Origin of the sequence: Chlorogloeopsis sp. ULAP01 (assembly GCF_030381805.1) — a bacterium.
In the GTDB taxonomy this organism is placed as follows: domain Bacteria; phylum Cyanobacteriota; class Cyanobacteriia; order Cyanobacteriales; family Nostocaceae; genus Chlorogloeopsis.
Map to the genome: position 1 here is coordinate 272,120 of NZ_JAUDRH010000002.1, position 14,962 is coordinate 287,081.

General features: G+C 42.1%; 11 protein-coding genes. 6 read left to right on the forward strand and 5 right to left on the reverse strand.

Annotation, left to right across the window (positions count from 1 at the left end):
* Nucleotides 1-270: 270 nt before the first annotated feature.
* Nucleotides 271-2,919, reverse strand: coding sequence for an alanine--tRNA ligase (gene alaS, locus QUB80_RS04780; RefSeq protein WP_289788348.1), 2,649 nt, complete (start codon nt 2,917-2,919; stop codon nt 271-273).
* Nucleotides 2,920-3,147: 228 nt separating this feature from the next.
* On the opposite strand from alaS, the gene QUB80_RS04785 reads away from it, so the two are divergent.
* On the forward strand, nt 3,148-3,351 hold the full coding sequence (locus tag QUB80_RS04785; protein WP_289788349.1) for a heavy-metal-associated domain-containing protein: 204 nt from the start codon (nt 3,148-3,150) through the stop codon (nt 3,349-3,351).
* A 917-nt stretch (nt 3,352-4,268) separates the two neighbouring features.
* Nucleotides 4,269-5,306 carry a GGDEF domain-containing protein gene (locus QUB80_RS04790; protein WP_289788350.1) on the forward strand — a complete coding sequence of 346 codons (1,038 nt, stop codon included), beginning with the start codon at nt 4,269-4,271 and terminating at the stop codon, nt 5,304-5,306.
* Here the strand turns inward: QUB80_RS04790 and QUB80_RS04795 are convergent.
* Nucleotides 5,275-5,973: an ATP-dependent Zn protease gene (locus QUB80_RS04795; protein ID WP_289788351.1), complete on the reverse strand. Its 699-nt coding sequence runs from the start codon at nt 5,971-5,973 to the stop codon at nt 5,275-5,277. The two genes, QUB80_RS04790 and QUB80_RS04795, sit on opposite strands and share 32 nt — an antisense overlap.
* Before the next feature lie 156 nt (nt 5,974-6,129).
* Nucleotides 6,130-6,570, reverse strand: coding sequence for a hypothetical protein (locus tag QUB80_RS04800; RefSeq protein WP_289788352.1), 441 nt, complete (start codon nt 6,568-6,570; stop codon nt 6,130-6,132).
* Nucleotides 6,571-6,717: 147 nt separating this feature from the next.
* Between QUB80_RS04800 and QUB80_RS04805 the strand changes: the two genes are divergently transcribed.
* Nucleotides 6,718-6,870 (forward strand): hypothetical protein, encoded by a 153-nt coding sequence (locus tag QUB80_RS04805; protein ID WP_289788353.1) that lies wholly within the window; start codon nt 6,718-6,720, stop codon nt 6,868-6,870.
* A gap of 80 nt (nt 6,871-6,950) precedes the next feature.
* Here QUB80_RS04805 and QUB80_RS04810 read toward each other — a convergent pair whose 3' ends face one another.
* Together QUB80_RS04810 and QUB80_RS04815 are read right to left on the reverse strand one after the other, a co-directional pair.
* Nucleotides 6,951-9,656, reverse strand: a complete 2,706-nt coding sequence (locus QUB80_RS04810; RefSeq protein ID WP_289788354.1) for a polynucleotide kinase-phosphatase — start codon at nt 9,654-9,656, stop codon at nt 6,951-6,953.
* Nucleotides 9,653-11,038 carry a 3' terminal RNA ribose 2'-O-methyltransferase Hen1 gene (locus QUB80_RS04815; protein WP_289788355.1) on the reverse strand — a complete coding sequence of 462 codons (1,386 nt, stop codon included), beginning with the start codon at nt 11,036-11,038 and terminating at the stop codon, nt 9,653-9,655. The genes QUB80_RS04810 and QUB80_RS04815 overlap by 4 nt, the downstream gene beginning before the upstream one ends.
* A 273-nt stretch (nt 11,039-11,311) precedes the next feature.
* Between QUB80_RS04815 and fni the strand changes: the two genes are divergently transcribed.
* The 3 genes from fni (at nt 11,312) to QUB80_RS04830 (ending at nt 14,737) form a co-directional block, all read left to right on the forward strand.
* On the forward strand, nt 11,312-12,361 hold the full coding sequence (fni, locus tag QUB80_RS04820; RefSeq protein ID WP_289788356.1) for a type 2 isopentenyl-diphosphate Delta-isomerase: 1,050 nt from the start codon (nt 11,312-11,314) through the stop codon (nt 12,359-12,361).
* A 144-nt stretch (nt 12,362-12,505) separates the two neighbouring features.
* Nucleotides 12,506-14,335, forward strand: coding sequence for a signal peptide peptidase SppA (gene sppA, locus QUB80_RS04825; RefSeq protein ID WP_289788357.1), 1,830 nt, complete (start codon nt 12,506-12,508; stop codon nt 14,333-14,335).
* A gap of 162 nt (nt 14,336-14,497) precedes the next feature.
* A complete protein-coding gene (locus QUB80_RS04830) occupies nt 14,498-14,737 on the forward strand; it encodes a hypothetical protein (RefSeq protein ID WP_289788358.1) in 240 nt (79 codons plus the stop codon).
* The last annotated feature ends 225 nt before the right edge of the window (nt 14,738-14,962 follow it).

Here is a 14,962-nt window from a genome sequence, read left to right on the forward strand (position 1 = left end):
AATTTTCTACTAGGTTAAAACCTCTGTCTAAAGAAATGCCCAGTCTTAATTGGCGTTTACCTACAGAATCAGAAATTAGGCACGAGTTATGGAATAATCAACCGCAGAGGGCGCGGAGGAAGGAAGATTTTAGAGGAATTTTGCGTAAGTGTCCGAAGAATGTTTTACTCTTGAAGGTAAATAAAAAATGGGTCATGCCTTCGCCTAACCCATTCTCAAAAATTGTTAATAATTTCCAGGCAGGCAAGATGCCCGCTCCACAAACAGAAATTAAGCCAACGCTGACTTTAACTCACTCTGAGCTTGCTTTATTGCCTCTGGTAACTTGCTCGCATCACGTCCGCCTGCTTGTGCTAAGTTAGGACGCCCGCCGCCGCCACCACCACAAATTTTGGCGATCGCACCAATAAATTTTCCGGCTTGCAAGCCTTTCTTATTTACCTGTGGAGAGAAAGCAGCAACGAAGCTGACTTTTCCGGCTTCGGGAACGGAACCGAGTACTACTGCTGCACCAGCACCAAGTTTTTGCTGTAGGCGTTCGGCAGCTGTTTTCAAAGACTCTGGATCAACATCTTCCATCTGAGCAACCAAAATTTTATAATCGCCAACAGTTTCGACTGTTTGCAGTAGACTGTCAGATTTAGCGATCGCAAGCTGTGACTTGAGTGTTTCTAGTTCTTTTTGAGTGGTTCTCAGTTCGTTTTGCAGAGTTGTAATTCTCTCTGGTAGTTCTTCAGGTTTGACTTTAAATCTGTCACTCAAATCCTTAACTACTTTATCTCGCACATTCAAGTAGTCTAGCATTGCCGGGCCAGAAACAGCTTCAATCCGGCGCACCCCAGAAGCAACACCACTTTCAGAGATAATTTTGAACACGCCTATTTCAGCAGTATTACTAACGTGAGTTCCACCGCACAATTCCATCGACACACCAGGGAAATCTATCACCCGTACTTCTTCGCCGTATTTTTCCCCAAACATAGCGATCGCACCTTTAGCTTTTGCTTCGGCTAGGGGCAGAATAGCCACGTTTGCTGAGTGTGCTTCCGCAATCCAGTTGTTTACCTGTTCCTCAACTTGCTGTATTTCTTCTGGTGTTAAGGGGCGCGAACAGTTGAAGTCAAAGCGCAGTCTATCAAACGCCACCAAAGAACCCGCCTGCGAGATCGAGTCATCAACAATTTTCTTTAACGCCGCTTGCAGTAGGTGAGTTGCAGTATGGTTCGCTTGTAGCCTACGCCGACAAGCGCGATCGATTTGGGCAGTAATAGTATCGCCTACTCTCAGAGTTCCACGTTCAATGCATCCGAAGTGAACAAAGAAATCGGATTCTTTTTTGACATCATGAATTGTAGCGACAACAGCTTCACCAGAGAGATAACCCCTATCCCCGATTTGTCCTCCCGACTCAGCATAAAACGGAGTTTTGTCGAGAACTATTTGCACTTCTGTTCCCGCTTCTGCTTCTTCTTGGGAAACGCCAGCTACCAGTATTGCTTCAACTTTTGCAGTAGCTGTTGGTTGGAAGTATCCCAAAAACTCTGTAGCTTGAATATCTTCAGCGAGCTTGTCGAGAGAACCTTGCACGGTTAAGTCAATAGTTTCGTGAGCAACCCTGGCACGTTGTCTCTGTTTTTCCATTTCGACATTGAAGTTATCAACATCGACTGTCAGGTTGTTTTCCTCTGCTATTTCTTGAGTTAGTTCTAGGGGGAAACCATAGGTATCAAATAGGGTAAAGGCATCTTCACCGCTAATTTGGGTTTTGCCTTGCTGCTTCACCTCAGCAATAATTTCCTCCAGCAGTTTTTCACCTCTTTCCAATGTCTGAAGAAAGCGAGATTCTTCGCGTTGCAATTCTGCTTTGATCGCATTTTCCCGTTGACGGAGATTGGGGTAAGCATCTTCAGCTAAAGAAATAGCAACTTCAGCAACTTGGGTGGTAAATTCACTATTAATGCCTATTAAGCGCCCGTGACGTACCAAACGCCGAATTAAGCGCCGCAGTATATAACCCCTTCCCACGTTAGAGGCACGGATTTCATCGGCAATCATATGAACGACAGCGCGAGTGTGATCGCCAATAATTTTTAGGGAAACTTGATTTTTTTCGTCAACTTTGTAGTAATCAACACCAGCAATTTCTGCTGCTTTTTTAATAATCGGGAAAATTAAATCAGTTTCGTAGTTATTGGGAACTTGTTGGAGAATTTGTGCCATTCTCTCCAAACCCATGCCGGTGTCGATATTCTTGTTAGCAAGGGGTGTTAAGTTGCCTTCTGCATCTTGGTTGTATTGCATGAAGACGAGGTTATAAAACTCAATAAATCGGGTATCGTCATGTTCTAAATCTATATTGTCGTCACCCCGTTCTGGGTGAAAATCATAGTATATCTCCGAACAGGGGCCGCAAGGGCCTGTCGGCCCAGAGTTCCAGAAGTTATCATCTGCACCCATGCGCTTAATTCTCTTTTCTGGCACGCCGATTTGATCTCGCCAGATCGCATAAGCTTCGTCGTCTTCTTCGTAAACACTGACAACGAGGTGTTCTGGAGGTAACTTAAAGACTGTTGTAGAGATTTCCCAACCCCAAGTGATCGCCTGTTCTTTGAAATAGTCGCCAAAACTAAAGTTACCCAACATTTCAAAGAATGTATGATGCCGTTGGGTGCGTCCGACATTTTCAATATCATTGGTGCGGATGCATTTTTGGGAAGTAGTAGCACGTTTGAATTCCGGTGTGCGCTGTCCCAAAAATACCGGTTTAAACGGTAGCATCCCCGCGATCGTCAGCAGTACGGTGGGATCTTCTGGCACGAGGGAGGCACTTGGCAAAATTTGGTGTCCCCGTTGGGCATAGAAGTCGAGAAATAAGGTGCGAATTTCGTTACCACTGAGGTACTGGGGATGATAAGACATGGGAGGGATATTTACGTGAGATAGTGAAATTGCATCAGAGAGGATAATCCTAATTCTGACATTTTGTTTGAATTTGCTGCTACCTGAAAACTTAGATTCAAAAATCAACGAAGCTTACAGTTGGCGATGGTAACACAATCACCTAACTGTAGTCGGATGAGCAATTAATCTTTATTTAATAGGATAGATACCTGAGAAGATGGCAAATTTATGAGTTGAGGTCACTATATGGCATTAAAATTGAAAGTTCCAAACATAGCTTGTGAAGGTTGTGCTGAAACGATTACGGAATCTATCCACACTATGGAACCTGATGCAAAGGTCGAGGTAGACGTTAAAGCTAAAACTGTCACCGTAGAATCTCAAGCTTCTGAAGAATCTATTAAACAAGCTATTGTTGCAGCTGGTTATCAAATAGAGGGTTATCAATAGATACTGATCGAGTCACCAAAAGTTTATAAAAAACACCACAGCCTAAGCGGCGGCTTGCCGCTTAACTGCACTGAGTACTGTTTGCTCTCCCTAATCCAATTAATTTTGGGTTCTATGTTTATTTCTGAACTTGGAATTATTTCTTAATATTTTATTTGGGATCATTTTTTTACAGTTTTGCTATTATGTAATTCTACTTAGTGACTCGGAGGACAAGACAGCTAATAGCTAGCTGTTATAAAGCTGTATTTTTTATCATTAATATTATTCTTATTTTTGTTTAAAAAACAGGCTCACAATTCACTAAAATTTTATCAATTACTAGTGAATATCAGGATATTGTGGAATTATGGAGGCTCTAAAAACTGGTTTTAAAATAGAAGATAAACTTAAGTGTTACAATTTGTCAGTAACAAATAACACTGATTTTTTATTGAACTAGCCTTGAGAAAATACTGACTAGTAATTATTTATACGGATGAAATAAAATAAAGAATATATCATTCGTAGACCAAAATAATAAAAACAGAAAAATTGTTTAACCTGTACAATTTTTATTGGAAAACCTAAGATTATTGAGAACAAGTTATCGGATAACAATTCTAGATCAATAATTCCTGTAAATTACAGTAGATTACAGTAATACTTTGTCTGATTTTGAAGATGATTCAGTATTTTTACTGTTTGAAATGCCAAAGGTAAAAGACAGAAATTAAGTATCTTGAATTTTAACTTTAACTACTGTGGTAATTAAGTACAGTTAGGAAGAGGGGATAAGTATATATGCAAGTTCAAGATCACAAATATGGGATACTGAGCCTAGTTAAAACGCATCAGTATATATAGGTAACAAAAAATATTAAGGGATTTTAATAGGTTTGTATCCTTGAAGTTGATATAGGGCAAAAAGCAAAGCCATGAAAATTTCTATTCTGGTCTTTGGAAGCAAAAACTTTATCACTACACTTCCGGATCAGATCCGTGATGCAAGTGCCTTTAGCATAGAAGTTATCAATAACATTAGTCAGGCAGTGTCTTACATTCAAATCACACCGCCCGATATTGTTCTTGTACAAGCGAGCAATGATGGCAGTCTCGAACTTTGCTACTGGCTAAAAGAACAAACAAAACTATCTTGGATCTACTGTATCCTTTTGGAAGACCGTCCCCAATTGCTTGCTAATAGAAGTGATTATGGCTGGGAGTGGGAGTTTGAGATGAACGCGATCGCACTCAAGCAAGGAGCCGATGCCTACATTTGGCTAACTCCCAAGGACAATAGAGATATAACTACGGTAGATTTAACCATCAACCAGCCCCTACTATTAGCACAACTAACAGCAGGTTTGCGAAAAGCCCAGAAGTACCGCGAATTGCTGCGTACAAACGATATTTTGTCAACAATCGCCCTATCTGATGCGCTAACAGACTTAAACAATCGCCGTGCTTTGGATTGGGAATTACCTAGACAAATTAAAAAAGCTCGTCATCATCGAACTTCTTTAAGTTTAATTATTTTAGATGTCGATTATTTTAAAAAAATTAATGATACTTACGGACATTTAGTTGGCGATCGCCTTTTGCAGTTGTTATCTCACCGACTTCAGCATAATCTGCGATGCCAGGATACTCCTTTTCGTTATGGTGGGGAAGAATTTGTGATTTTGCTTGGTAATACAAATTGCGATGAAGCACTAGTTGTAGCAAATCGTCTCAATCGTATAGTCAGCGAACAACCCTTCACGATTAACAATCAACTGTCTATTAACCTCACCGTAAGTCTAGGTACATCATGTCTGCGAGCAGAAGATGATGCTAATGGAATCAGTCTACTTGAACGTGCTGATCAACATCTTTTACAAGCAAAAGCAGCTGGGCGTAACTGTGCGATCGGCTGCGAAAACGAGAACTTTTTTTCTCAACCTATTTCACATCTTCAGGTAGTTTCCTCTTGAGTTGGAGCACGCTCATACACTCTGCCACCGAGGCACGTTGGCGCATGGCATGAACTAAAGCTTGATATGCTAACCAATTTTCTTGCAGGAGAGTTTTGGCTTGCAGAGCAAAAAAACGCTGCTTTTGTTCGCAAATAGATGCAGAAAAACCTATACTTGCTAAAACTCCAGCTAACTTATTTTTATCGTCAGCCCCACCTTCAGCGTTTTTGTATACTAAAGTCTCAGCAACAATACCCGCCATCCAAACAGTGCAGTAGCGATCCAGCATTTGGATGCTAATAGTTCCTCGCTCCAGTTCGGATGCTAGCTGTTGATCATTAAAACTTACACCGCCCTGCCCTGGTTGCTTTTGTTTCCAAGCCTCCCACGCACTCAGAGTATAACCGATGACAGGAATATCTAAAAGATAGGCAACCAGAAAGTGTCCGGCTTCGTGATGGATAATGCGTTCTCGATGTTCAGGAGAAAATCCAGCAATCCAATCTAACAATATAGTTCCACCCTTTCCTTGCCAACCTAATGTATCAACAGTTGCTATTCCCAAAATCGTAAAGGTAGCAAGTGCAGGTACTGTGGGCGATAGGTGAAATAATGGCCCCAGCAAACTGGAAAGAGTCATGAGAAAAACAGAAATGGCAATTAAATTTAGGGCGGTTTTACTCATGGCTGGCTACGCTCATACAGCTTAATTTTTCTTAATTATTTATATTACATACAAAGCGATCGCACCAAGAATAGAGCCGAATGTTCTAGAGCAGCTTTCTTTATTACTGTTGGATGAACTCGCGCTCTTGACTAAATCTCATCCAAGCAGATGATTTTAATCAACATAGTCCGTTGTCATGTCAAGTTTTTCGGTATTATTTGAAGTGATTGGACGCTGACCGTCGATGTTAAGCGTATCCTTAACCTGATAATCACTGTTAATAATCGGACGTTGACCATCGATATTGAGAGTATCTTTAACTTCTAAATCACTTGGGTCTATCGGACGCTGACCATCAATAGCAAGCATTTCCCGATCCTGAAAATCGCTTTTGGCGATCGGACGCCGACCATCTATATTAATTGTTTCATTTGATTGAAAATTGCTCTTAGCAATTGGACGTTGACCATCTATGTCGAGAGTATCCTTAACCTCTAGATCACTTGGATCTACTGGACGTTGACCATCAATATTGTTTATATTATCCATGCTCTTGTTTGTTCTTTCTTCTTTTAATTCACTTGCTAACTGATTAGAATACTTAGGTAAAGTCAAAAAAACTTCTGCCAGAGCATATAATGTGGCTCTGACTTGAGAGTGATTTGTTGATCAATAAACTCTTTGAGTGCTGATTTTGGTGAGTGACAAAATGAACTGAGCAAAAATTCACTTTAGTTGATCCACTCCTTTCCAACGATTGAGATGATAAAGATTGAGGAAAAAGGCGATCGCCTAGCGCATAATTTCCAATGGCGTCGGGTTAAGCGCGTTGAGTGCAAGTGGCGTGATTTTGGATTAGAAATCCTTCTGTTCCTTCCGAGTTCTGTAAATCCATCTGCCGCAATCATTTTTTAAATTGGGATTAGAAAGCGTAGCACAGAGATTTGATCATCCACCGTTGGGTTATTGCTGAACGAAGATATGTTTTGAGTAGTTTACAACCTTGGATCTACAGGTTCGCTCTCCAGTGCCAGAATCCCAAAAACGCATTCATGCACATGGTGTAAGGGTTCATGGGCAACAAAACGCTCTAATGCTTCAACACCCAAAGCAAACTCCCGCATAGCCAAAGAACGTTTCAGCGATAACCCCCTTTGACGCAGACGTTGCAAATTCTCAGGCAGATTGTATTCTGGGCCGTAGATAATACGCAGATATTCTTGTCCGCGACATTTTACCGCAGGTTGGATAACACCCCGACTACCCTTAATCATGAATTGCATTGGTTTAACTACCATACCTTCACTTCCCCCTGCCGTTAGTTCTTTCCACCAATGCACCCCTTCAGCTACACTACTGGGATCTGATAAATCTATTACCTTGTGTGCTGTTTGTAACATTAGTTCTGGAGCGTGAAAGGCAATTTTTGCCACTTCTTCAATGTGCCAGCAATGATTTTTGTCAGTATAAACGGCTTTTTCTGTTGCTAAAATGTGGAAAGGTGCAAGCTTTAAGTGAGAAATATCACTTACAGACCAACAGTACTGGCGATAAGCATTAACGTATTGCTGTGCCATTTCAGCTTTTTGTTGATAACTGCTCAACTGTTTACTGACATCAACACCAAAGTAACTAGCTTTTTCCAATAATGTGACGGCATTATTGAGGGCAAGGCGGGAAGCAACTCCCACAGGTGCATATTGTTCTCGTAACAACCCTGAAGCTTTAGCTGACCAAGGCATGAGTTCGCAATCTAAACAAACCCAAGTGGTATCAAATCTTTCCCAAAAGTCACAGCTAGAAAGGGCAACATTCAAACGCTCCAGAAGTTGCTTTTCTAGAGTAGAGTCTTCAAAAAAACGTCTTCCTGTGCGAGTATAACAGATACCGATGCTCTCATCATCCACCCCAAAGCGTTTCTTAGCTGCTATGTGATCGCGGCAAACTATGACTACTACCCGCGAACCCATGTGTTTTTCTTCACATACTAACTCCGTAATTCCCTGATTTTTGTAGTAAGCAAAAGCTTGTTGAGGATGTTCCAAATATCCTGCCTCTTGGGAAGTTTCTACTGGAGACATCGTCGGTGGCAAGTAAATCAGCCATTTGGGGTTGGCAGCAAAACGGCTCATTACCTCTAGAGCAGCGATCGCATTTTCTTCTCGAATTGTGATATTAGACACTAAGCGGGTGTTGACGATACGCTTACCTAGAACATCATCGATATGCAGCAAATCATCATGTTCTTGTTGGGCTGTCTTTTCTATGTCCGACTCCCCACTGCCAGTTATTGTCATAGGTTTAACAGGCTGGCAATAAACTTGAGCAGCAGGTACACTTACTAATTCCTTTTCTGGATAGCGCAAGGCTGTAAGTTTGCCTCCAAAGACACAGCCCGTATCAATATCAATTGTGTTATTTAGCCATTCCGCTTCCGGCACAGGAGTGTGTCCATAGACAACCATCGCTTCGCCTCTGTATTCTGCTGCCCAGTTATAACGAATCGGCAAGCCAAACTCATCAATTTCGCCAGTGGTTTCGCCATACAGCGCAAATTCTCGCACCTGAGCCGAACCTCGTCCCTGATACTCCTGCTTCATTCCCGCATGGGCAACTACTAGATGTCCATCATCAAGGACATAATGACTCACCAAAGAATCTAGAAACTCTTTCAATTGCTTTGAAAAGTTTTCGCGCACTTCTTCTGGCAAAGCTGCAATTTCTGCCAATGTTTGCTCTAAGCCGTGATTTACCTTGACATTTTTGCCCCGTAACTTCCGCAATAGTTTGTGTTCGTGGTTACCAGGAACGCAAAGAGCTGTTCCCTCTGCTACCATATTTCGCACTAGCTTGACTGTATCAAGGATGCGTGGCCCTCTGTCTACTAAATCACCCAAGAAAATAGCTTTACGTCCTTGGGGATGTTGATAGGTAGGAGCATCGTTCCAGAGGGAGGGAGTGAGAGTGGGGGAGTGGGAAAGTGGGGGAGAAATAGATGAGGAAGATAGGGAAGATGGGGAAGAATTCTTCACTGTGTCTCCACCTCCCCGTGTCTCCTTGTCCTCTATTCCCTGTCCCCTATCCTTGACGTATCCCAATTTTCCCAGTAGTTCTTCCAATTCATTGCAACAGCCGTGAATATCGCCAATAATATCAAAGGGGCCGTGTTCGTATTTGCGGTTATTCCAAAGCGGTTGACACTCAATTTCTACTGCATCAATTTCTTCTGGAGACTTGAGAATGTAGACGTAGCGGAAGCCTTCTCTTTCTAAATTTCGTAGAGAACGCCGCAAAAATTGAGTATGACGGCGGACAACATGGGAACCAAACTGGCGATCGGGGCGTTGTTGATTGCGTTGATGGCACAATTCTTCTGGTAAATCGAAAGCGATCGCAACTGGGAAAAAATGGTATTGTCGTGCTAGATGAACAAATTCTTTGCGATCATCTGGGTGGACGTTTGTTGCATCAACTACTGTCAGTTTCCCGACTGCTAAACGTTTGGCAGTAATGTAGCGCAGCACTTCAAAGGCATCTTTGCTAGCAGACTGATTATTCTCGTCATTTGATATTAATCCCCGACAAAAGTCTGAAGAAAGCACCTCAAAGCTTTGAAAATGCCTGCGGGCAAAAGTTGATTTTCCGGCACCGGATGCGCCAATCAGGACAACTAAGGACAGTTCAGGAATAGTTAATTTCATAATTTATTGAACACTCCCATTTGTGTTGGTGAACCGACTTCGGAGTCTTCCATGCCTACAGGTTGAAACTCCACTTTGTAGCCACAGCGTTCTGCCACACTGTTTCCCCAAGTTTGAAATTCCTCTCGTGTCCACTCAAAGCGGTGATCTTTATGGCGCAGTCTCCCAGCAGGTAAATTCGCAAATCTGACGTTATACTCAATATTCGGTGTAGTTAAAACAATCGTTTGTGGTTGAGCCACCTCAAATAAAACTCGCTCAAAAGCTTGAATACGCGATAAATCTAGGTGTTCAATTACCTCAATTACCGTAGCTGCATCGTAGCCTTTGAAACGCTTATCTTGGTAAGTGAGCGCACTTTGAATTAGTTGCAGGCGATTCCAGCGATCGCGAGGTAAACGCAAGCGATCTAATCTTTCTTTAGCTATTTCTAAAGAGCGATAGGAAACATCAACACCTGTAATTTGCTCAAAAAAACTGTCTTTTAGTAAGATTTTTAGTAAAGTGCCTTGACCACAGCCTAGATCAATCACCCGCTTGGCGTCATACTTTTTGAGGACAGACAAAATTGCATTTATCCTTTGCTGATTGAGGCTGAGAGGTTTTTCTACCGCTACTTCTTCTTGAGTGTGTGTTTCTTCTACCCGATCTGGATCGAGGTTGTCTTCCTCAGCCAGTTGCGCCAAAGCCGCACGAGTTAAATAACCTTGGCGTTTTAGATAGCGCTTAGTAATTTGTTCTCGTGCCGGATGCGCAGCCAACCAACCTTCACCATGACGTAGCAGTTTTTCGACTTCCTCATCACCCACCCAGTAATGTTTTTCATCATCTAATACTGGTATAAGTACGTAGAGATGACTTAATAAATCTGAAATTGAAAGAGTGTGCTGCAATTCAACGGTGTAATAATGACTGTATCCCCACTCTGGAAAATTTTCATCTAATAAATGAGCCTGAGCGCTAACACAATAGCCTAAAGGTTCAAATAGTTGCCGCAAAAACTCTTCACCTCCCCAACAAGGTAGCACAGGCAATCTTGCTACCAAGGGTATGGAGGTTTGTGCTAATTCCGGCTTGTCTTTACAGCGCCCTGTCAGAGCGGTACTGAATACTTGAGCGATCGCCACACTCAAAAACGAAGAAGCAACATAAGGGCGATCGCTCACGTATTGCCTAATAAAAGCGCCCCTTCCCCGTGCCAATTTCACTGCATCGACATCCAATAGGAGTACTGCTGTACAGCGCTGTGTACTCGCCTCAGAATAGAAAATATGTGCCTTGCCAAAGGAAAGGACAAAAGACTGACAGCGTTCTGGGTGTTTATGTAGTAGGTAGCCTAAATCTGTAGCAGGCTGGTGTGTAGTTGTAATAGTCAGCAGCATTCACTTTCAAGAGGGTGAGCTTGAGAGGGTTCTGTGAATACTACTGTTGTAAAAACTAATATTACGCAAAAATTCTCATAATTGTTTTTGGCGCTAACAGTTTGTTGCTGTGCTTCGTTCTGTGTTCTTCATTAAACAAATCGACCACAGATCATACTAAAACATGATTCAAGAGATTAAACCGCCTAGCAGTCTTAGTGACCTTTCCCACAGAATAGCCACAACTAAGATGAGAAAATAGAGACTACAATACCTTTGTAGTACGAACCACCCGTGAACACCCAGACAAGCCCATTTGCTTCTACTGAAACTCGCAAAGCCGATCACATTCGTATCTGCCTTGAAGAAGATGTACAATTCCAGCAAACCACCAATGGATTGGAAGACTATCGTTTTAAGCATTGTTGCTTACCAGAAATCAATCGCGACGAAATTGACATCAGTACTACTTTTTTAGGAAAAAAACTAGGAGCACCACTGTTAATCTCCTCAATGACTGGAGGAACCCCAGAGGCGGGCATCATCAATCGACGTTTGGCAGAAGTTGCCCAACACTACGGAATGGCGATGGGTGTTGGTTCCCAACGAGTGGCGGTGGAAAAACCTCAAGTAGCTGATACCTTTGCCATGCGCAAGTACGCCCCCGATGTGCTTCTATTTGCCAATTTAGGAGCTGTTCAACTTAATTACGATTACGGTTTAGACGAATGTCTGCAAGTAATCGACATTCTTGAGGCAGATGCCCTAATTTTGCACCTTAACCCGCTACAAGAATGTATCCAACCCAGAGGTGATACAAACTTCCGAGGAATACTTGATAAAATTGCTATTTTGTGCAGTAAATTATCGGTACCAGTAATTGCGAAAGAAGTTGGTAATGGGATATCAGCACCCATTGCACAAAAACTGATTGCTGCTGGAGTGAAAGCAATTGATGTGGCTGGTGCAGGTGGTACATCTTGGGCAAAGGTGGAAAGCGAACGAGCCGAAAATATGTTACAGCGACGTTTGGGGACAACTTTTGCAGATTGGGGTTTACCAACAGCAGAGTGCTTAAGGAGTATTCGTTCCGTTGCACCGCAAATCCCTTTGATTGCTTCAGGAGGTTTGCGTCATGGGCTGGATGTGGCAAAAGCATTGGCACTAGGGGCAGATATAGCCGGTTTAGCAATGCCATTTTTGCAAGCTGCGGCTTCTTCAGAAGCTGCTGTTTACGATTTGACACAAGTATTAGTTGCCGAAATTACCACAGTACTATTTTGTACTGGCAGTGCTAGCTTGGAGCAGTTGAAGTGTTCAGGCAACTTACAAAGAATAAAATAAGTATACTATTCGTCTTACTTTCACTATTTTGAGTGTTAAGTAGGAGGAATTGGGAAATATTAAGAATACAAATGAAGTCATTAGTTAAAATTGTTCCTTGCCGTAGGAACAATGGCTAATGACTAAATAACTAATCACAAAAATATGCAGAATTTTATCAAACAAACTGTTGCCAGCTTAGTTGGCAGTATTTTAGGACTTTTTATTTTCTTTGGTCTTGGAACTACAGGTCTATTGGTATTATTATTAGCAACTGCCAAAGATCCAGGTCCAGAAGTAAAAAATAAATCAGTGCTAGTTTTTGACTTAGCAACCAAAATTACCGATACCAAGCCAAGCTCTAGCGAACTGCTGCAAAAAGTACTATCAGGCAAACAGGAGGAACAGATGAGCCTCCGTGCAGTTTTGGATGCTTTGGAAAAGGCACGTCGCGATCGCCGCATTGTCGCTATCTACTTAGATGCTACTCGTACTTCTGCAACTAATAATGCAGGCTTTGCTACCTATAAAGAAATTCGTCAAGCACTAGAGAAATGCCGTGCTGCTGGCAAAAAGATAGTGGCTTACGGTATGGGATGGGGAGAACGAGAATATTACCTCAGTTCTGTAGCCAATACAGTTGTGCTTAACCCTTTGGGAGCAATGGAAGTTAATGGTTTTAGTTCACAACCGATATTCTTAGCGGGAGCGTTAGAGAAATACGGTATTGGTGTGCAGGTTGTGCGGGTAGGAAAATTCAAGGGTGCCATTGAACCCTTTGTACTCACGAAATTAAGTCCAGAAAATCGGCAACAAACTCAGAAATTATTGGATGATGTCTGGGCTGAGTGGCGAAACGCAGTCGGAAGCAGTCGCAAAATCCCCCCCACAAAATTGCAAGCGATCGCAGACAACCAAGCTTTCTTAGAGGCACAACAAGCCAAAACGAACGGTTTAGTTGATAAAGTTGGTTATTTCGATGAAGTAGTTGCCGATCTCAAACAGCTAACAGGAGCCGATCAGGATGAGAACAGCTTCCGGCAAATTAGTCTTAGCCAATACGCCCAAGTTCGCGATCCCTCCCTCAGTACAGAACGCAACTCTAAAAATAAAATTGCTGTTGTATACGCTGAAGGTGAGATAGTTGACGGGCAAGGTGAAGAAGGAGGAATAGGTGGCGATCGCTTTGCCAAAATTTTCCGTAAACTCAGGCAAGATCAGGATGTAAAGGCGGTTGTACTCAGAATTAATAGCCCTGGTGGTAGTGCTACAGCTGCTGAGGTAATGCAGCGAGAGGTGCGGCTAACTCGCGAAGTAAAACCAGTGGTAGTATCAATGGGTGATATCGCTGCCTCTGGGGGTTATTGGATTGCCAGTGATTCTAACCGCATTTTTGCTGAACCAAATACAATCACAGGTTCCATCGGTGTATTTGGATTGCTTTTTAATACTCAAAAGTTAGCTAATAACAATGGGATTACTTGGGATAGTGTAAAAACCGGACGTTATGCTGATAGTCAAACAGTTTCTCGTCCCAAAACTAATCAAGAATTAGCACTTTACCAGCGTATGGTGAATCAAATCTATAGTATATTTCTTGATAAAGTTGCCCAAGGTCGAAAAATTCCAGAAGCAAAGGTAGCTGAAATTGCTCAAGGAAGAGTTTGGTCAGGTACAGCAGCAAAAAATATCGGTTTAATCGATGAAATTGGTGGTTTAGATGCTGCCATTGCTTACACGGCTCAACAAGCCAAGTTAGGAAAAGATTGGCAATTGCAAGAATATCCCAGATTAGGTACTTGGGGAGAACGCTTGTTTGGAGAAGTAGCTGAAGAAGTTAAGGCGATTGTTCATCTTAATGGAGGGCAACTCAAAACACCTGATCCGCTCACCCTTGAATTCCAAAAACTGCAAGCAGAACTTGCAACTCTGCAAAAAATGAACGATCCGCAAGGTATATATGCCCGTTTACCTTTTAACTTCAAAATTGAGTAAATCTAGTTCCTAAAATTTAAATTTGTGGAAATTTTGTGGGTAATACCCACTTTTTTTAGGCGATCGCTGCCAAACTTTATGATCCTATTTGCTGACATCCCGCCAGCAGTTGTGTAAAGTAGTTGATGAATCTTTGCAGCCTGAAAATTTTAGCAACTATCTATGGATAGAAAAAACAAACGCCTTTTATTACTCATTGTTTCCTGTAGTCTAGCTGGTGTAATTTTAGGGGGTACCACCAGCTGGGCAGAGAGCAACACTTGCTTGCAAGCCAATCAAGTTACAAATGAGTGCTTGACTCAAGATCCAATTACCAAAACCATACAAGGAATGAGTACCGGATTATTAGCTGGGGCTGGGGCGGCTTTCGGTGTAGCATGGCAACACCGTCACAAAGATTAGTTTTTGGGAAATCTCTAAATCTGTAAAAAAGCGATCGCTACTGGTGTGAGGTAAATTAGGATTAATATCGCTTTCCAAGATCCTAGATGATTAAGATTGATAGGATTTGACAGATTACCTGTACTGTGAATTCTCAATCCACCCTTCATGACGCCGCAGTTACCTGTTTTAAAGTAACTGCGGCGAAAATTATCTTGGTGCTAGTAATTAGATTTATATTATTAA